This window comes from Fusibacter sp. 3D3, from assembly GCF_001748365.1.
GTDB lineage: Bacteria > Bacillota > Clostridia > Peptostreptococcales > Acidaminobacteraceae > Fusibacter_A.
In genome coordinates this window covers 1-17,691 of the sequence record NZ_BDHH01000031.1, presented here as the reverse complement: position 1 = coordinate 17,691, position 17,691 = coordinate 1, and the positions used below count along the sequence as shown (strand labels likewise).

Genomic DNA, 17,691 nt, shown 5'->3' with positions numbered 1-17,691 from the left:
GGGAATATGTATGAGCGAAATCAAAGAATTTGTAACCTTTAGACTCAATCAAGAGTACTATGGCATTGATATCAATAATGTAGAAAATATCGAAAAAGTATTGCCCATTACAAGAGTGCCTTATTCTTCACCTTACGTAAGAGGTGTTGTAAATCTAAGAGGGATCATTGTGCCAGTGGTAGATTTGAGAATTAGATTTGGATTGACCCCAAAAGAGGCCACAGATGAATCAAGGATTATCATTATAAATTTAGAGGAAATGAAAATAGGTATGTTGGTGGATTCTTCATCGGAAGTACTTCAAATTTCAGAAGATGATATTGATGCAGCACCAACTGTAAAAAAAGACGTCAATAACGAGTTTATCAAAAATATTGGTAAGAAAAATGAAAGAATCATAATGTTAATAGACTTATTCAAAGTGCTCAATATTGAATAGGTGAGTGGATAGGGGGCGTAATGTCAGATCAGTTAAATCTTAATAATAATATAGTACTTGATGTACTTAGAGAAATTGGCAATATTGGTGCAGGAAACGCAGCTACTTCCTTAGCGAAAATGATCGATAAGAAAGTGGATATGAAAGTACCTGTTGTTAAAGTTCTTGAATTTGATGAAGTTCCAGAGATTCTGGGCGGACCAGAAAATATTGTTTGCGGCATTTTTTTCAAGATAGAAGGCGATATCACGGGCAGCATTATGTTTGTTTTGGATCAAAGTTCTGCGATTAATCTAGTGGATTTATTGATGCCAAGAGATAATGCGGAGTTTGATGAATTTACGATTTCAGCATTAAAAGAAATTGGTAATATTCTCTCTGGCGCCTACGTTTCATCCTTGTCAGGTCTTACCAATCTCAAAATTAAAATTTCAGTTCCAGCACTTGCAATTGACATGGCGGGCGCTATTTTAAGTGTGCCCGCAATAGAATTCGGTCAAATGGGTGATAATGTTTTAATTATTCAAAATGAGTTTATAGAAACTGATGCAGCGAAGAAAGTAGATGGGTATTTCTTTTTAATCCCAGATATGGAATCTTATGAAGTCTTACTTGGTAGTTTAGGGGTTACACTATGAGCACAATGATTAAGGTTGGCATGGCTGACTTGAAAGTAGCAGATTTCCCTAATGCACTCACGACCCTAGGATTAGGGTCGTGTGTTGGTATTTGTTTATATGATCCGTTGACTAAAATAACAGGCATGGCTCATATTATGTTACCTTCAAGTAAAGCGATTCGAAAAAATGAAAATGTTGCCAAATTTGCAGATACTGCAATAGTAGAGCTTATTAGCCAAATGGAAGTTAAAGGGGCTAGGAAGAGTCGTTTTTATGCAAAAATTGCAGGTGGCGCTCAGATGTTTTCCTTTTCATCACAAAATGATGCTATGAAAATTGGTGAGAGAAATGCTGAGGCAGTTCGCGAAATATTGAAAAATATGGGAATTCCAATTAAAGCAGATGAAACGGGAGGCAACTTCGGTAGAACGATCGAATTCTATAGTGAAGATGGAAAGCTTTTAATTAAAACAGCTGGCAAAGGTATAAGGGAACTGTAACTTCTAAAATACATTGCAAAAGTTACTTTGAAGGTGGTTTAATGACTAACGAACAATTATGGATCAACTACAAAGATAGAAATATTAGAGATGCAAAAGATGAACTTATCATAAGATATGTCCCTTTAGTCAAAATAATCGCTGGACGATTATACAATAACTATAATGCGCATGTTGATTTTGATGATTTATTAGGGTATGGTGTCATTGGCTTAATTGATGCCATCGATAAATTTGATCACACAAAGAATATAAAATTTGAGACGTATGCCAATATAAGAATTAGAGGCGCCATTATTGATCAAATTAGACATATGGACTGGATTCCTAGGAGTACGCGTCAAAAATATAAGAAAATCGAAGAAGCAATAGCGAAACTTCAAAAAAAATATGGATTTGATATTTCGGATGAACTCATAGCGGAAGAAATGGGATTGTCTCTTGAAGAATATAATAAATTGTTAGGTGAAGTCACAACGTATTCGGTCGTTTCCTTAGAAGAAAAAATTGATGATAATTCCAATTTTGATATTAAATCTAAAAATATTGAATTTCAGCCAGAAGAAAAATACGTTGATGAAGAAATGAAACGCATACTAACCCAAATTATCGGTAAATTACCAGAAAAAGAAAAGATGGTTTTGCAATTGTACTATTACTCGGAGCTTACATATAAAGAAATTGCAGATGTTTTGTCGATTTCTGAATCTCGTGTATCTCAAATTCACACTAAGGCGATTTCAAAGCTTAAAATTTCATTGGAAGAAATAGTTTAAATCACAGGAAACTGTGATTTTGTATTATGTGATAATTTATTGTATAATAATAATGATAATGTTTTTTTAAATAATGCCGATATATATATCAGAAGCATAAAAAACAAGGGGGAAGTATGAGCGAACAAAATCAATCTAAATTCGACATCTCGATAAAAATTTCAGACGATTACTATAAAGCTTTTTTATCCATTGAATTTTTACAACCAGATATTGTTGTGAAATCGGATGAACTTATAAAAATCTTAAAAGACAAAAATGTTGTATTTGGTTTGAAATTCAATAGCATTGAGGCTATTTGTAAAAACCAAAAATCTGTTTTCAATGAAATTGTTGCAGAAGGCGTGCCTCATGAAAATGGCGTGGATGCAAGCATCGAATTTATCTACGGCAAGGATCATCATGTAAAACCTCAACTATTAGAAGATGGACGCGTTGACTTTAAAAACTTAGGGTATGTAGAAGTCGTTAAGGAAAATGAAATTCTCGCTTTAAAAACACCTGCCACAAAAGCGAAAAACGGGACCACGGTTACGGGTAAAGTCATTAAAGGTAAAGATGGCAAAGATATTGTTTTCAAAATGGGCAAAAATGTTAAAATCTCTCCAGATGGTTTGTCCGTCGCTGCAGAATGCGATGGATCTGTTGTCAATGAAAATGATAAGATTTCGGTTATCAAAGTGCTTGAGATTAATAAAGATGTAGGTGTTGAAACGGGAAATATTAAATTTCATGGACAAGTGATCATTCACGGCAATGTAACAGATGGTTATGAAGTTGATTGTGAAGGCGATCTTTCAATTAATGGTGTCGTTGAGGGTGCCAATGTGAAGGCGACTGGAGATGTGGTTATATCTAGGGGTATTCAGGGGCATGACAATGCTTATATCTATTGCGGTGGTAATTTAACTTCTAATTTCATCAACAGTTGTGATGTTATTTGTAGAGGGAATATTGAAACGGGCGCTATAATGAATAGTGTTGTCAAGTGTGATGGTCGGATCGTTGTAAAAGGTAAAAAAGGGCTGATTGTCGGCGGAGAGATTTCTTGTAAAAGTGATATTGAAGCGCACGTTATAGGTTCTGAACTTGGCATAGTAACTTCATTTAAACTCGGCGTTGACGTAGAAATCATTGATGAGTTAAAAACACTGTCCACAGAAGTGAAAGATTTGATAGAAATGCATGACAAGTTGGATAAATCACTTAAACTTTTAAAGGGCAAAGTGGATCAAAATCCGGAGGATGAACGCTCCCTATTTATGTATAAAAAGTACAGTGCCAATTTTGTTGAAATGGATACACAGTTAAGCGATAAAAGACAAAGGCTAAAAATGTTAAATGAACTTGTTAACAATATAAAAGGTGCAAAATTAACTGCAAGAATGATTTATCCAGGCACTCGTGTGAAAATTGGGAGTACAAGCTACTATGTAAAACATGAAATGACACATACGAGTATACTTAAGGATAAAGGTGAAATTGTTGCGAGGACATATTAAAAAAATTAAAATTGTAATAAGAGTTGACTGATTTTTTTTCGGATGATCTTATAATTCTAAAGGAAGGTGAAATTATGGGAATTAGACCGGTTGATATGCAAATGGTTGTTCACAAAACTGAAGAAATTCATGCGGCTAAACAGAATGTTGTAAGTAAACAAGCTAACGAACTTGCAAGCGCTCAAATTGAAAATAAAGAAGATACTGCTAAGAAGAAGCAAACAGTCAATACACTAGAGTCTAAAGAGCACAACGTCGTCAAGAATAATAAAAAAGAGAATGAAGCAGATCAGAAGAAGAAAAAGAGAAAGAAAAAGCATCTTTCTGATGAGCATGATCAAGAGAAAGAAAAAGAAACCATTCAACCTACAAAGACTCAATATGGTAAAGAAGGCACAAAATTTGATATGAAAGTGTAGACTATATGTATGTTATAAGTATAATATTTGGACTGATGATTGTAGTCAGTTCCATTTTTTTGATGAGAAGAGAACTGAATAGGGCGATATTAAAACGTGAACAATTATTAGAACATTCAAGCCTTTATAAGGAAGATGATCTTTTTAAGCTATTGGAGAATCTACAGATGTCAATTGATGAAATGAACAATGCTTTTTATGAAATCGCCAGTGATTTAGAGGGGAAGTATTCTCAACATGAAAAAGAGATCCAGTTGATAGAGGCGGAAATAGCTTCATTATCAAAGCGATCTAAAGCAAATAGCGTGCAGGATGAGCGTTATGCAGATCCTATTGCAATGCATAAAGCCAAAATGGATCTGAGCAAAGATGAAAACGCGCATAAAAAGGAAATCGAATCAATGAAACTTGATGAAAGCATGGGTTATGAGTCAGAGATCACTTTACGAGATCAGGTTGTAAAAAGAAGAAGTGAAGGGGCTTCCCTGAAAGCAATTGCAAAGGAGCTTAATATTGGCATGGGAGAACTTCAGCTCCTTATTCAGTTGCCTGATGTGACAAAAAAAATATAAGTATTTGCAGATAAAAAAAGTTGAGCTTCATGAGGCTTTGTGTTATACTATTTAAGGTAATAAAAACACACCTACTTTAATTTTGAAATTGTTGCCCAAGGGTCATTTCGAAAGATGAAAAGTAGGGAGGTAAAAAACGAGGAGGAGTTAAGATGTCAATAATTTCAATGAAAGAACTATTAGAAGCAGGTGTACACTTTGGTCACCAAACTAGAAGATGGAATCCAAAAATGGCTGAGTACATCTTCACAGAAAGAAATGGTATTTACATTATCGACCTTCAAAAAACAGTGGGTAAAGTAGACGATGCTTATGCGTTCATAAAAAGCGTTGTGGAAGAAAATGGTACTGTACTTTTTGTCGGCACTAAGAAACAAGCTCAAGAAGCCATTGAATCAGAGGCGTTAAGAGCGGGAATGTACTTTGTTAACCAAAGATGGTTAGGCGGTATGTTGACAAACTTTAAAACCATTAAGAAAAGAATTGATTTGTTGTTCAAATTAGAAAAAATGGAGAACGACGGTACTTTCGAAGCGTTGCCTAAAAAAGAAGTACTTCAATTAAAAGCTAAAAAAGAAAAATTAGAGAAATATTTAGGCGGCATTAAGCACATGACTAAATTGCCAAGTGCCTTATTTATAGTAGATCCAAAAAAAGAAAGAATTGCAATTAAAGAAGCTAAGAATTTAGGAATTCCAGTTGTTGCTATCGTAGATACAAACTGTGATCCTGATGAAGTTGATTATGTAATTCCAGGTAATGACGATGCGATTAGAGCGGTAAAATTAATCGCTGGAAGAATGGCAGATGCTGTTATTGAAGCGAATCAAGGCGAGCAATTAACGGATGCGCCTGTTGCTGAAGCTGTTGTAACTGAAGAGTAAAAAAATATTGAGGTAAGAGAATTTCTCTTACCTTTTTATCAGAAATAGATTTGTAGAGGATCATAAGACGCAAGTCGTTAATATTATAATAGGAGGATATAACATGTCAATTTCAGCTTCATTAGTTAAAGAATTAAGAGAAGCAACAGGCGCTGGTATGATGGATTGTAAAAAAGCGCTCGTTGAAACAAATGGTAATATGGATGAGGCAGTCAAATACCTTAGAGAAAAAGGCATTGCAAAAGCTGCTAAAAAGAGTGACAGGATTGCTGCAGAAGGTATTATAGCTTCATATATCCATGGCGGAAGAATTGGTGTTATTGTTGAAATCAATAGCGAAACAGATTTCGTTGCTAAAAATGAAGAATTCCAAGAATTTGGTAGAGACGTTGCTATGCAAGTTGCAGCTGCTAGACCACTTTATGTAAGAAGAGAAGAAGTGCCTACTGAAGCACTTGAGGCAGAAAAAGAAATCTTAAGAAATCAAGCTTTAAATGAAGGTAAACCTGCTCAAATCATCGATAAAATGGTTGAAGGTAGAATTGCAAAATACTACAAAGAAGTTTGTTTATTGGAGCAACCTTTTATTAAAGATCCAGATAAGACTATTGATGATCTTTTAAAAGAAAAAATTGCAAAGATCGGTGAAAATCTTTCTATAAGAAGATTTTCAAGATTTGAAGTTGGCGAAGGCATTGAAAAGAAAACTGAAAACTTCGCTGAAGAAGTTGCTAAACAATTAAAAGCTTAATTATAATTCGCAAATCAAGAGAGAACACAGTCGTGTTCTCTTTTTTAAGGAAAAAAAGTTTGATTGGACTCATTAATTACTGTAAAATAGAGATAGAACGGAGGTTGTGCTTTGGAACTTAAATATAAACGTGTATTGTTAAAGTTAAGTGGAGAAGTATTAGCGGGAACAAGAGGTTCTGGCGTGGATTATGACACAGTTCAGGAAATTGCAGGTTATGTCAAGAAAATACACCAATTAGGTGCAGAGGTTGGTATTGTCATTGGAGCAGGTAATTTTTGGAGAGGGCGTTCGAATCCTAATATGGAGAGAACAACTGCAGATTATATGGGGATGCTCGCTACGGTCATGAATTCTTTAGCGATGTCAGACGCATTAAAATACCTTGGTGTTGAAAATAAAGTGCTCAGTGCAATTCCCATGCCTCAAGTGGGTGAAGCTTATAATAGAGAAAATGCTGTCAATTACCTCAGCGAGGGGAAGGTTGTGTTGTTTGCAGCTGGGACGGGAAGTCCTTTCTTTTCAACGGATACAGCCGCAGCACTCAGAGCTGCTGAAATTGATGCAGAGTTAATATTACTTGCTAAAAATATTGATGGCGTATATGATTGCGATCCTGCAAAATTTGAACATGCCAAGAAATATGAAAAAATTTCATTTACAGAAGTGCTTAGTAAAAAACTAGGTGTTATGGATTTGACTTCTATCACTATATGTATGGATAACCATATTCCTATTTCTGTATTTGACTTAAATGTTCCAGAAAATATTATCAAAGCATGCTCCGGATTAAATGTTGGAACGATCATTGAGGAGGCGTAGTAATGAGAAATCAAGTACATGAACACTTAAATGAAAAAATGGAAAAAACACTAGGTGTGCTAAAAGAGGATTTAAATCACATTCGTGCGGGAAGAGCTAATCCGCTTATTTTAGATAGAGTTATGGTTGAATATTATGGTTCTGAAACACCTATTAAACAGCTTGCGAGTATATCTGTACCAGAACCTAGAATTATACAAATCCAACCTTATGACGCCTCTATTCTAAAAGATATTGAAAAGGCAATTCAAATTGCAGACCTAGGGATTAATCCAAGTAATGATGGCAAATTAATCAGACTTGTCATGCCAATGCTCACAGAAGAACGTCGAAAAGATTTAGCGAAACAAGCTAAAAAAATAGGTGAAGATTCTAAAATCGCTCTTAGAAATGAGCGAAGAGATGCAATTGAAACGCTCAAAAAAATGCAAAAGAATAAAGAAATAACAGAAGATGATTTGACATCCGCAGAAAAAGAAGTTCAAAAGATGATTGATGATCATGTGAATACGATAGACCATTTGATCGATAAAAAAACAGACGAGATCATGGAAGTATAACCTTTTACCCTCCACCATTCGGAGGGTTTTTTAAAATATGCTGAGAAAAGTGGTTTTCAGTATAAGTCCAAAACAATTTTATTAAATGAGGTTAACACATGTTCTTTAAAAAAACCAAAGAGATGCCTATTGAACTTGATAACCTACCTAAACACGTCGCCTTCATCATGGACGGCAATGGAAGATGGGCTAAAAGAAGAGGATTGCCTAGATTAATGGGTCACAATGCGGGAACAGAAATGCTTAAACGCATTGTCATTGAGAGTAAGAAGCTTAAAATTGAGAATATCACCTTTTATGCATTTTCAACTGAAAATTGGCGCAGACCTGAGGATGAAGTAAATGGGCTTATGGATATACTGGTCAAATTTTTTAGATCAGAGATAGATGAAATCGTAGAAAATAAAGTAAAGATCAATATTTTTGGAGATATCGATGTCCTACCGAAATATGCTAAGACTGAAGTGTTGCGTGCGATTGAACGCACTCAGCATCATACTGAAATGAATTTCAATATTGCTCTAAATTACGGCGGAAGAGATGAAATTATAAGAGCAGTAAAAGAAATTGCGACGGAATACAAGTCTGAAAAGATTGCACTTGATGACATTGACGAAAGCTTATTTTCAGATCATCTTTTCTCAAAAGGGTTACCTGATCCGGATTTATTGATCAGAACAAGCGGTGAACAAAGATTAAGTAATTTTATGCTATGGCAAGTCGCTTATACGGAGTTTGTATTTGATGAGCACTATTGGCCAGATTTCGATGAAACGCTTTATAGAAGCGCACTGATTAAATATCAAAAAAGACATCGCAGATTTGGTGCGATATAAGAGGTGAATTCAATGATACAGCGTACAATTTCAGCACTTATAGCGTTACCGCTGTTATTCTTTGTTCTGTTTAAGGGAGGCGCACTGCTGTTTTTAGCAGCATATCTTCTGAGTATAATAGGTCAATACGAATTTTATAAAACGTTTTCGAGGAAATACTACGTCTTGAATTGGGCGGGTTATTTAATGACGACAGCTTGGTTTGGTGGGTTATATAAGGATATGCCGCAAGATTATTACACCTTTCTGATTGCTGTATTTTTGTTTTTACTACTTACACTAACCATGCTATATAAAAAAAATATTATGATAGGCAGTATGGTCACTTTTATCGGGTTTTTTTATATTGCTTTTTCCTTATCGCATATTATCATGATCTGGAAACTTGACAGTAATTTTTTCATATGGTACCCTTTTGTAATCGCATTTGTCACAGATACGTTTGCCTATTTTACAGGTAAATTGATTGGATCAACACCGCTTATTCCGTCCGTGAGTCCGAAGAAAACGGTGGAAGGGTCATTGGGTGGTGTTATTGCATGTCTCATTTTTAGTTATGCATACGCAAGTATTTTTAATCCGAGTTTTCAACTTTATGCTGTTTTTCTAGGTTTAATCGGTAGTATCTTATCTCAAGTTGGGGATCTTATCGCATCGAAAATTAAGAGAATTTTTAATATAAAGGATTTTGGCAAGATAATGCCAGGTCATGGTGGCGTATTGGATCGTTTTGACAGTATTATCATTACAATGCCTTTAGTCTATTATTTCATTGTTATTTTCAACTTTTTAATTTAGGCCATGAGGAGATCTCAAATGAAAAAAATCACAATATTGGGGTCGACGGGTTCGGTTGGCTCTCAAGCACTTGACATCATTAAGGCGAGTGGTCGATATGAAGTTTTTGCGATCACGTGTAATCAGCAGGCTGAGCGGCTATTTGAACAAGCTTTAATTCACAAACCTAAATTCGTAGTGGCTTATGATGAAAGTGCTTATGAAACGCTAAATATTAAGTTAAAACCACATAACATCAAAGTTCTAAAAGGGATGGAGGGCCTAATTGAAGTTGCCACCCATCATGAAGTTGATATTGTACTCACATCAGTTGTAGGGAATATCGGCTTGTTGCCAACTGTAAAAGCAATTGAAGCAGGCAAAAATATAGCACTTGCAAATAAAGAGACACTTGTTACTGCAGGCGCGTTGATTATGCCACTTGCGATTAAACACAATGTGTCTATCTTACCTGTGGATAGTGAACACAGCGCTATCTTTCAATGTTTAAGAGGCGAAAATTCAAAACGTGTAGAAAAAATATTGCTAACGGCATCAGGCGGTGCTTTTAGACATTTTACTAAAGCTGAAATAGAAAATAAAAAAGCAGTGGATGCGCTGAAACATCCCAATTGGTCTATGGGGCGAAAAATCACAATTGATTCTGCGACTTTGATGAATAAAGGCCTCGAATTTATTGAAGCCAAATGGCTATTTGACGTAAATCAAGACCAGATTGAAGTTGTGGTCCATCCTCAAAGTATTATACACTCGATGGTTCAGTTTAACGATGCTTCGGTGATGGCACAATTAGGTGTTCCAGATATGAAATTGCCGATTATTTATGCGCTTGATTATCCTGAGAGACATTTCAATACAATTGAACGCCTTGATTTTTTTAAACTCAGTGCGTTAACTTTTTCAAAGCCAGATGATGAGCGGTTTCCGTGTTTAAACATTGCGAAGACAGCGTTAAGACAGGGCGGCCTCATACCTACTGTTATGAATGCAGCAAATGAAATCTTTGTTCAAGCTTATTTAGAGGATCGAATCAAATTTTATGATATATCCGATAAAATACTGGCATGTATGCATAACTTTAAGAATGATCCAGAATTGACTGTGGATAAAATACTGGCAGTCGACTTAGAAACTAGAAAATTAGCCCTAGAGATGTTCAATTAAAGACACTAGATTCAAAACTCTAGAGAGAGACACTAGAAAGGAATGCTTATGTTACCGACAACATTACTGACGACATTACTGACAATAGTAAGTTTTATATTTGTATTTGGCATTATTGTACTGGCACATGAATTTGGTCACTTTATAACCGCACGGATGAATGGCATAAAAATACATGAATTTTCATTGGGCATGGGCCCAGCGCTATTAAAAAAACAGGGTCCAGAAACCCTTTATTCCGTAAGAGCTTTTCCGATTGGCGGCTATGTAAAAATGGAAGGCGAAGACGGCGAATCGGAAGATCCTAGAAGCTTTGTGCAAAAGAAACCTTGGCAACGTTTGATTGTGCTTGCAGCTGGGGCGATGATGAACTTTGTGCTTGCATATATTCTACTCGTTATTATTATGTTCAGTGTGGGTTATCCCTCAAACACAGTGGATCAAGTTTTAGAAAACAGTCCTGCAGAAGCCGCTGGCTTAATGTCTGGAGATACGATCGTCAAAATAAATGAGCATGAGATCAATACTTGGGAAGCTATTGTAGAGCATATCAATAACAGTGATGGACAGTTGCTTGATATAGAGGTTCTTAGAAATAATGAGACTGTGAATATAAAAGTGAAACCGGAGCTAGCACCTGAAGATTCGGTTTATAGAGTGGGCATATCCCCTCTATCCGTAAAGCAGATCGGCAAATCATTTCCGTTAGCGGGTAAACAATTTGGGACTTTCTTCACAAGCATATTCCAATTTTTTGCACAATTGGGTTCTGGTAAAGTTGAGGGTGAGGTTGTTGGACCTATTGGTATTGTCAATGTCATTGGCCAAGCCTCTAGAGCAGGATTCTTAAATTTACTCTTTATTGCAGCTTATATTTCTATAAATCTTGGTATCGTGAATTTATTGCCTTTTCCAGCACTTGATGGTGGACGTATTATTTTTGTAATCATTGAAATGATCATTGGACGACCGATTGATCGCGAAAAAGAAGGTTATGTTCATTTCGTCGGTTTCGCTATCTTGATGGCCCTAATGGTATTTTTGGTCTTTAGAGATATTTCTAAACTCTAAATCAGCTCTAAATAGGAGGCTTGCATGAAACATACAAGGGAGATAAAAATAGGCAATCTATTTATGGGTGCTGGACATCCTGTGCTTATTCAATCCATGACAAATACAAAAACTGAAAATATAGAAGACACCGTTAGGCAAATTATTGAACTGGAAAATGCAGGTTGCGAAATCGTCAGAGTAGCGGTCCCTACAATGGAAGCGGCAAAAGCGATTAAGGCTATAAAGGCACAAATCCATATCCCGATTGTAGCCGATATTCATTTTGATTATCGGCTTGCAATAGAGTCAATTCATAGCGGCGTTGATAAAATTAGGTTAAACCCTGGTAATATTGGCGATATCGAAAAGGTGCGTGAGGTCGTTACACTTGCTAAAGCAAAGCGAATTCCAATTAGGATTGGCGTCAATGGGGGTTCACTTGATAAAGCTGTTTATGAAAAATACGGGGGACTCACTGCAGAGGCGCTGGTTGAAAGCGCCATGTCTCATGTGAAAATATTTGAAGCACTCTCTTTTTATGATATCGCGATTTCGATTAAAGCTTCAGATATTCCAATCACTGTAAAAGCATATCGACTTTTGAGTGAAATAGTAGACTACCCACTTCATTTAGGCATTACCGAAGCGGGGACGAAATTTTCAAGTACGGTTAAATCTTCAATTGGGATTGGTGCACTTTTACTTGAAGGCATCGGTAATACCATCAGGGTAACCATGACAGATGATCCCGTGGAAGAGATCAAAGTTGCTAAAAAGATTTTAGAAGTGTTAGACCTGCGCTCTTTTGGCATTAAAATCATTGCATGTCCCACTTGTGGGAGAACCGAAGTGGATCTTATAGAGCTTACGCAAGAGATTGAAAAGAGAATTGAGCATATGGATAAGCCTATAACAGTTGCCATCATGGGCTGTGCTGTGAACGGTCCTGGAGAAGCGAGAGAAGCCGATTTGGGCATAGCAGGCGGCAAAGGGATGTATTTGCTCTTTAAAAAAGGATTGGTCATACGCAAAATTAAAGAAGAAGAAGTTCTGGAAGCACTTTTAGAAGAGATTAACAACTTTTGAGGCATTCTCAAAGGCATTTATAGATTTAAATGGAAAGGTTGAGTTAATGAATCGAATTCCTTTTAATGAATTGATTGTGGCATCTTTACAAATCAATGATATTGAAATTAAAAAAATTGAATATAAAAGAGAACAAAATGCTTTATCCATATTATTAAATTCGCGCTCTTTTATTCCCTCCCAAAATATTGAAAAACTTAAAAAAAACTTAGGCATGACTTTATCTGAGATAAAACATTTTGAAATTGGCGTGGAAACAGCAGTAGATCATGAGAGTGGCGAAGTTGATATAGCGGAACACTGGGATAACATTTTATACGTTATTAAGCGCAATAATCCAGCGGTGGCGAGTATTCTCAGAAAGAGTAAAATAGACTTTTCAAAGGATCAGATCAATATTGTATTTGAAGATCAAGGTCTTGAAAACACGTTTCACCAGTATGACACAACGGATATGATTGATAAAATATGTCAAAAGAATTTGAATCGAAAGTTTAAAGTCGCCACAAGTGCGTTAAAGTCAGATATAGAAGGCTTAGAAGCGTTTGAAAAAATGAAAGATGAAGAGATTGAAGCGATTGTTCAAAACGCTACAGCTTCTTTTAATGAAGAACAACTTAGGCGACCAGAAACACCTAAGACCTCATCAAATGGCAAGACACCTGATAAGCCAAGTGATGTCCTTTTCAGAAATCGAATCAAGAGAAATATTTCGATGATTAAAGACATTGTTCAAGAAGAAGAAGTCTATGCAGTTGAAGGCAAAGTGGTTACCATAGATAGCAGAGAACTCAAGGGCGGAAAGTATCTTTATAAGATATTTGTGTCCGATGGCACGAATGCAATTTGTTGTAAACAATTTTTAAAGAAAAACGAGTATGAAGAACTTTCTGGACGCATTGAAAATGGATTGTGGTTTATTATTGAAGGCATCAACCGATATGATCAATTCGATAAAGAACGCGTTTTACAGTTTACAGCGATTAATGAAGGTAAAAAAGAAGAGAAGCGCATGGACCATTCTGAAGAGAAGCGTGTTGAACTTCATCTCCATACGAATATGAGCGAAATGGATGGGATTACTTCTGTTAAGAAGATTATCCAAACGGCAATTGAATGGGGACATCCAGCAATTGCAATTACAGATCATGGTGTGCTACAAGCTTTCCCAGATGCTGCCTCATACGCTGGCGATAAGATCAAAGTACTCTATGGTCTAGAGGGATATCTTGTTGACGATGAAACTGAAATGATTAAAAATGCCTCTGAATATAGTTTGGATGAAAGCTTTGTCATTTTTGACATTGAGACCACTGGGTTTTCGTATAACAACGATAAAATCATTGAAATTGGTGCTGTAAGAGTAAAAGAAGGGGGCGTTGTTGAGCGTTTTAGTGAACTCATCAATCCTGAACGTATAATACCGCCTCATATTATTGAACTTACGGGCATTAACAATGATATGGTAAAAAATCAAGCTACAATTGAAACAATTCTTCCAAAATTCATGGAATTTGTAGGCGATTATCCTGTGGTTGCGCATAATGCAACTTTTGATGTGTCGTTTATTAGGTATAATTGCGAGCAGATGTCCATACCCTTTAACAGTCTAGTGGTGGATACTTTAGCGATGAGTCGTTTGCTTCTGACGGATATTAAAAGACATAACTTAAAGGCCATTACAAAACATTTGAAAATCACACTAAATGACCATCACCGTGCTGTAGCAGATGCTGAAGCAACGGGTCGTGTTTTTTCTAAATTTGTTGAAATGCTTAAAGATAAGAATATAAATGATCTCATCGGTATCAATTACTTAGCGTCCAAAGAGATGAATTTTAAAGTGATGGATATGGCACATGTGATCTTGCTCGCTCAAAACAAACAAGGCCTCAGAAATTTATATGAAATTGTTTCCGAGTCAAGTTTAAAAACTTTTTACAGAAAGCCGAGAATTCTTAAAAGCACACTGAGAGCAAAACGCGAGGGCCTTCTCATTGGAAGTGCGTGTGAAGGTGGGGAGCTTTATAAAGCCATTATGAACAATAAGGAACCGGATATTATTCACGAAATTGCCTCATTTTATGACTATCTCGAAATTCAACCCACGGGCAATAATGCCTTTATGATTGAATCGGGACGTGTAAGAGATCATAAGGAACTTGAGGACATCAATTTGCGTATTTTAAGTTTGGGAGATCAACTTGAAAAGCCAGTGGTTGCCACTTGTGATGTCCATTTTCTAGATCCTGAAGATGAGGTCTACAGACGTATTCTTATGGCAGGAAATGGGTTTAAAGATGCGGATAATCAAGCACCTCTTTATTTTAGAACGACTGAAGAGATGATGGCTGAATTCAGTTATCTAGGCAGTCGTACAAAGGAACTGGTGATTGATAATCCTAAAAGGATTGCAGACGCTTGTGAAAACATATTACCAGTTCCAAAAGGCACTTTTCCACCGAAAATAGAGGGTGCAGACGAAGAATTCAGAGAAATGTGTATGAATAAGGCCGAGCGCATTTATGGGATGCCATTACCTGAGATCGTGGATAAACGGATCAATAGAGAGCTTAACTCTATCATTGGCAATGGTTATGCAGTTATGTACATCATTGCTCAAAAGCTTGTGAAGAAATCACTAGATGATGGATTTTTGGTAGGATCGAGAGGGTCTGTTGGATCCTCATTTGCAGCTACAATGAGTGATATAACAGAAGTTAATCCATTGCCGCCACATTATATTTGCGGTGGTTGTAAGTATTCTGAGTTTGATACAAGTGGCACTTATTCTGCAGGTGTGGATATGCCAGATAAAATATGTCCTACGTGTGGGGCGAACTTGATTAAAGAAGGACATGATATTCCGTTTGAGACCTTCCTAGGCTTTGACGGGGACAAAGAGCCCGATATTGACCTCAACTTTGCGGGAATCTATCAGGCAAATGCGCATAAATATTGTGAGGTGCTCTTTGGCGCTGGGAAAACTTTTAAAGCGGGTACGATCGGCACCATTGCTGAGAAGACTGCATATGGCTATGTTAAAAAGTATTTTGAGGAAAAAAATGAAGAAGTGCATCGTTATGAGATTGAACGTTTGGCACAAGGTCTTACAGGGATAAAAAGGACCTCTGGTCAGCATCCAGGGGGCATCATGGTTGTGCCAAGTGATCACGATATTCATGAGTTTTGTCCAGTTCAATATCCTGCTAACGATGTGAATTCAGATGTTATTACGACTCATTTTGATTATCATTCCATCAGTGGTCGCTTGTTGAAACTGGATATACTGGGGCACGACGTGCCGACCATCATCAAGTATTTAGAAGAGCTTACTGGCGTAAATGTCTTTGATATAGCACTAGATGACAAAGAAACGATGGAGATTTTCCACTCTACCGACTCGCTTAAAATAGTGGATGAAACGTATTCACTCGATATTGGGAGTTTAGGGATCCCTGAATTCGGCACTAAGTTTGTTAGACAAATGCTTAGAGATACTGATCCTAGAACGTTTTCAGATTTAGTACGCATATCGGGGCTCTCTCATGGAACGGATGTCTGGGTGAATAACGCTCAGGATTTGGTACGCAACAATGTGGTGACGATAAAAGATGTTATCGCAACGCGTGATGATATTATGAACTACTTGTTATTACAAGGTCTCGAACCCTTGACATCGTTTAAGATTATGGAAAAAGTGCGTAAGGGTAAAGGTCTAGGGGAGCAAGATATTGCGGACATGAAGGCTAAAAATGTGCCGGATTGGTATATTAACTCATGCCAGACGATTCAATATATGTTTCCTAAAGCCCATGCGGTTGCCTATGTGATGATGAGCGTGAGGATTGCTTACTTTAAAGTACACCATCCGCTTGCATTTTATGCGACCTTTTTCTCAACAAAAGTGGATGACTTTGATGCCGAACTCATCTGCAAAGGTAAAATAGTTGTAAGAACAAAAATGAAAGAACTTGAAGGCATTGAGAAGCCCACTAAAAAGGAATTAGATTTAGCTGGAATCTTAGAGATCGCAGATGAGTTTTACAGTCGAGGATTTGAATTTAAAAAGGTTAGCCTCACGGAGTCTGATTCTGAAAAATTTAAGATTTCAGATGGAAAAATATTGCCTCCGTTTTTAGCACTTCAAGGTGTGGGTGCAAGTGCGGCTATTAGTATTCAAGAAATAAGGAAAATTGAAACGGATTTTATGTCCGTCGAAGATTTTCAATCCAAGACAAAAGTATCCAAAACTGTAATTGAGGCAATGAAGACTCACGGCTGTTTTGACGGTATGCCAGATGACAATCAATTATCCCTATTCTCGTTTGCATAAACGTAGGCAATGTGTTATAATCCCGTTTTCGACAGTTTGAAAATAAAAAGAGGTTACAAATGGCTTTAAATGGCTGTTTGTGACCTCTTTATTAGTGTTGACTTTGTTGTACGGAAATCTTATCCTAAAATTTTTTTAATTTTTTTGTTGAGTTCTTTTGGTTGATAATACTTTTTATTCAGTTCTAAATCAAATACAGTGTTTAACGCCGTGCAAACTTGAGAGCATGTGTAGGTTGACATATAACACATATCTTCGATATTTGCTATTTCCATATTTTTTAGAGTTTCAACAATGTTTTCAACAGAAAAATGAGTTTGATTCAAGTCTAGTTTCTTTTCTAGCAAGCGATAGATTAGAAGAGCTGTGTAGCATATCATAAAATGCGCGATGATTCTTTCTTTGTTCTGATGAAACACAGGACGGGCTGAAAAGTTTGTTTTCATAACGCGGAAACAGTCTTCGATTTTGTATCGTTTAGAACTGATTTCAATAATATCTTTTGCAGAATCATCAAGATTAGTAGCTATTGCGTAATAACCATCGTATTTTTCTTCTGCCTCAATGGTATCT

The 17,691-nt window shown here is 36.5% G+C and carries 17 protein-coding genes and 1 pseudogene; 17 read left to right on the top strand and 1 reads right to left on the bottom strand.

What is annotated here, in order from left to right:
- Positions 1-10: 10 nt before the first annotated feature.
- The 17 genes from F3D3_RS21860 (at position 11) to F3D3_RS21780 (ending at position 17,118) form a co-directional block, all read left to right on the top strand.
- Positions 11-439 (top strand): chemotaxis protein CheW, encoded by a 429-nt coding sequence (locus F3D3_RS21860; protein WP_069876567.1) that lies wholly within the window; start codon positions 11-13, stop codon positions 437-439.
- 20 nt (positions 440-459) lie between these two features.
- The gene (locus tag F3D3_RS21855) at positions 460-1,077 is read left to right on the top strand and encodes a chemotaxis protein CheC (RefSeq protein ID WP_069876566.1); all 618 of its coding nucleotides are present in this window, start codon (positions 460-462) and stop codon (positions 1,075-1,077) included.
- Positions 1,074-1,559 carry a chemotaxis protein CheD gene (locus tag F3D3_RS21850; RefSeq protein WP_069876565.1) on the top strand — a complete coding sequence of 162 codons (486 nt, stop codon included), beginning with the start codon at positions 1,074-1,076 and terminating at the stop codon, positions 1,557-1,559. The genes F3D3_RS21855 and F3D3_RS21850 overlap by 4 nt, the downstream gene beginning before the upstream one ends.
- Before the next feature lie 41 nt (positions 1,560-1,600).
- Entirely contained in the window at positions 1,601-2,335 is a 735-nt protein-coding gene (locus F3D3_RS21845; RefSeq protein WP_069876564.1) for a sigma-70 family RNA polymerase sigma factor, read from the top strand.
- A gap of 116 nt (positions 2,336-2,451) precedes the next feature.
- The gene (locus tag F3D3_RS21840; protein ID WP_069876563.1) at positions 2,452-3,837 is read left to right on the top strand and encodes a DUF342 domain-containing protein; all 1,386 of its coding nucleotides are present in this window, start codon (positions 2,452-2,454) and stop codon (positions 3,835-3,837) included.
- A gap of 74 nt (positions 3,838-3,911) precedes the next feature.
- Positions 3,912-4,256 (top strand): hypothetical protein, encoded by a 345-nt coding sequence (locus tag F3D3_RS21835; RefSeq protein ID WP_069876562.1) that lies wholly within the window; start codon positions 3,912-3,914, stop codon positions 4,254-4,256.
- 62 nt (positions 4,257-4,318) lie between these two features.
- Complete coding sequence (locus tag F3D3_RS21830) at positions 4,319-4,828, top strand: DUF6115 domain-containing protein (protein WP_175438455.1); 510 nt, start codon at positions 4,319-4,321, stop codon at positions 4,826-4,828.
- 152 nt (positions 4,829-4,980) lie between these two features.
- Positions 4,981-5,712 carry a 30S ribosomal protein S2 gene (gene rpsB, locus F3D3_RS21825; protein WP_069876560.1) on the top strand — a complete coding sequence of 244 codons (732 nt, stop codon included), beginning with the start codon at positions 4,981-4,983 and terminating at the stop codon, positions 5,710-5,712.
- Between the two features lie 103 nt (positions 5,713-5,815).
- Positions 5,816-6,463, top strand: a complete 648-nt coding sequence (gene tsf, locus F3D3_RS21820; protein WP_069876559.1) for a translation elongation factor Ts — start codon at positions 5,816-5,818, stop codon at positions 6,461-6,463.
- A 111-nt stretch (positions 6,464-6,574) separates the two neighbouring features.
- Positions 6,575-7,285: a UMP kinase gene (gene pyrH / locus F3D3_RS21815; RefSeq protein WP_069876558.1), complete on the top strand. Its 711-nt coding sequence runs from the start codon at positions 6,575-6,577 to the stop codon at positions 7,283-7,285.
- Positions 7,286-7,287: 2 nt separating this feature from the next.
- Positions 7,288-7,845, top strand: a complete 558-nt coding sequence (frr, locus tag F3D3_RS21810) for a ribosome recycling factor (RefSeq protein ID WP_069876557.1) — start codon at positions 7,288-7,290, stop codon at positions 7,843-7,845.
- A gap of 98 nt (positions 7,846-7,943) precedes the next feature.
- A complete protein-coding gene (locus tag F3D3_RS21805) occupies positions 7,944-8,681 on the top strand; it encodes an isoprenyl transferase (protein ID WP_069876556.1) in 738 nt (245 codons plus the stop codon).
- A 12-nt stretch (positions 8,682-8,693) separates the two neighbouring features.
- The gene (locus F3D3_RS21800; RefSeq protein WP_069876555.1) at positions 8,694-9,479 is read left to right on the top strand and encodes a phosphatidate cytidylyltransferase; all 786 of its coding nucleotides are present in this window, start codon (positions 8,694-8,696) and stop codon (positions 9,477-9,479) included.
- Between the two features lie 18 nt (positions 9,480-9,497).
- Positions 9,498-10,643, top strand: a complete 1,146-nt coding sequence (locus tag F3D3_RS21795; protein WP_069876554.1) for a 1-deoxy-D-xylulose-5-phosphate reductoisomerase — start codon at positions 9,498-9,500, stop codon at positions 10,641-10,643.
- Positions 10,644-10,691: 48 nt separating this feature from the next.
- Positions 10,692-11,714: an RIP metalloprotease RseP gene (rseP, locus tag F3D3_RS21790; protein WP_175438454.1), complete on the top strand. Its 1,023-nt coding sequence runs from the start codon at positions 10,692-10,694 to the stop codon at positions 11,712-11,714.
- A 24-nt stretch (positions 11,715-11,738) separates the two neighbouring features.
- Positions 11,739-12,782: a flavodoxin-dependent (E)-4-hydroxy-3-methylbut-2-enyl-diphosphate synthase gene (gene ispG / locus F3D3_RS21785; protein ID WP_069876553.1), complete on the top strand. Its 1,044-nt coding sequence runs from the start codon at positions 11,739-11,741 to the stop codon at positions 12,780-12,782.
- Positions 12,783-12,828: 46 nt separating this feature from the next.
- Positions 12,829-17,118, top strand: coding sequence for a PolC-type DNA polymerase III (locus F3D3_RS21780; RefSeq protein ID WP_069876552.1), 4,290 nt, complete (start codon positions 12,829-12,831; stop codon positions 17,116-17,118).
- A 119-nt stretch (positions 17,119-17,237) separates the two neighbouring features.
- Here F3D3_RS21780 and F3D3_RS21775 read toward each other — a convergent pair.
- Positions 17,238-17,691, bottom strand: a pseudogene (locus F3D3_RS21775) (transposase); the annotation flags it as partial.

What these genes read in the sequence shown, in the direction of transcription:
- F3D3_RS21800 (WP_069876555.1), top strand. Translation starts at nt 8,694, where the DNA reads ATGATACAGCGTACAATTTCAGCACTTATAGCGTTACCGCTGTTATTC.
- F3D3_RS21780 (WP_069876552.1), top strand. Translation starts at nt 12,829, where the DNA reads ATGAATCGAATTCCTTTTAATGAATTGATTGTGGCATCTTTACAAATC.
- F3D3_RS21840 (WP_069876563.1), top strand. Translation starts at nt 2,452, where the DNA reads ATGAGCGAACAAAATCAATCTAAATTCGACATCTCGATAAAAATTTCA.
- F3D3_RS21805 (WP_069876556.1), top strand. Translation starts at nt 7,944, where the DNA reads ATGTTCTTTAAAAAAACCAAAGAGATGCCTATTGAACTTGATAACCTA.
- rseP (WP_175438454.1), top strand. Translation starts at nt 10,692, where the DNA reads ATGTTACCGACAACATTACTGACGACATTACTGACAATAGTAAGTTTT.
- F3D3_RS21860 (WP_069876567.1), top strand. Translation starts at nt 11, where the DNA reads ATGAGCGAAATCAAAGAATTTGTAACCTTTAGACTCAATCAAGAGTAC.
- tsf (WP_069876559.1), top strand. Translation starts at nt 5,816, where the DNA reads ATGTCAATTTCAGCTTCATTAGTTAAAGAATTAAGAGAAGCAACAGGC.
- F3D3_RS21850 (WP_069876565.1), top strand. Translation starts at nt 1,074, where the DNA reads ATGAGCACAATGATTAAGGTTGGCATGGCTGACTTGAAAGTAGCAGAT.
- F3D3_RS21795 (WP_069876554.1), top strand. Translation starts at nt 9,498, where the DNA reads ATGAAAAAAATCACAATATTGGGGTCGACGGGTTCGGTTGGCTCTCAA.
- ispG (WP_069876553.1), top strand. Translation starts at nt 11,739, where the DNA reads ATGAAACATACAAGGGAGATAAAAATAGGCAATCTATTTATGGGTGCT.
- F3D3_RS21855 (WP_069876566.1), top strand. Translation starts at nt 460, where the DNA reads ATGTCAGATCAGTTAAATCTTAATAATAATATAGTACTTGATGTACTT.
- frr (WP_069876557.1), top strand. Translation starts at nt 7,288, where the DNA reads ATGAGAAATCAAGTACATGAACACTTAAATGAAAAAATGGAAAAAACA.
- F3D3_RS21835 (WP_069876562.1), top strand. Translation starts at nt 3,912, where the DNA reads ATGGGAATTAGACCGGTTGATATGCAAATGGTTGTTCACAAAACTGAA.
- F3D3_RS21830 (WP_175438455.1), top strand. Translation starts at nt 4,319, where the DNA reads ATGAGAAGAGAACTGAATAGGGCGATATTAAAACGTGAACAATTATTA.
- F3D3_RS21845 (WP_069876564.1), top strand. Translation starts at nt 1,601, where the DNA reads ATGACTAACGAACAATTATGGATCAACTACAAAGATAGAAATATTAGA.
- rpsB (WP_069876560.1), top strand. Translation starts at nt 4,981, where the DNA reads ATGTCAATAATTTCAATGAAAGAACTATTAGAAGCAGGTGTACACTTT.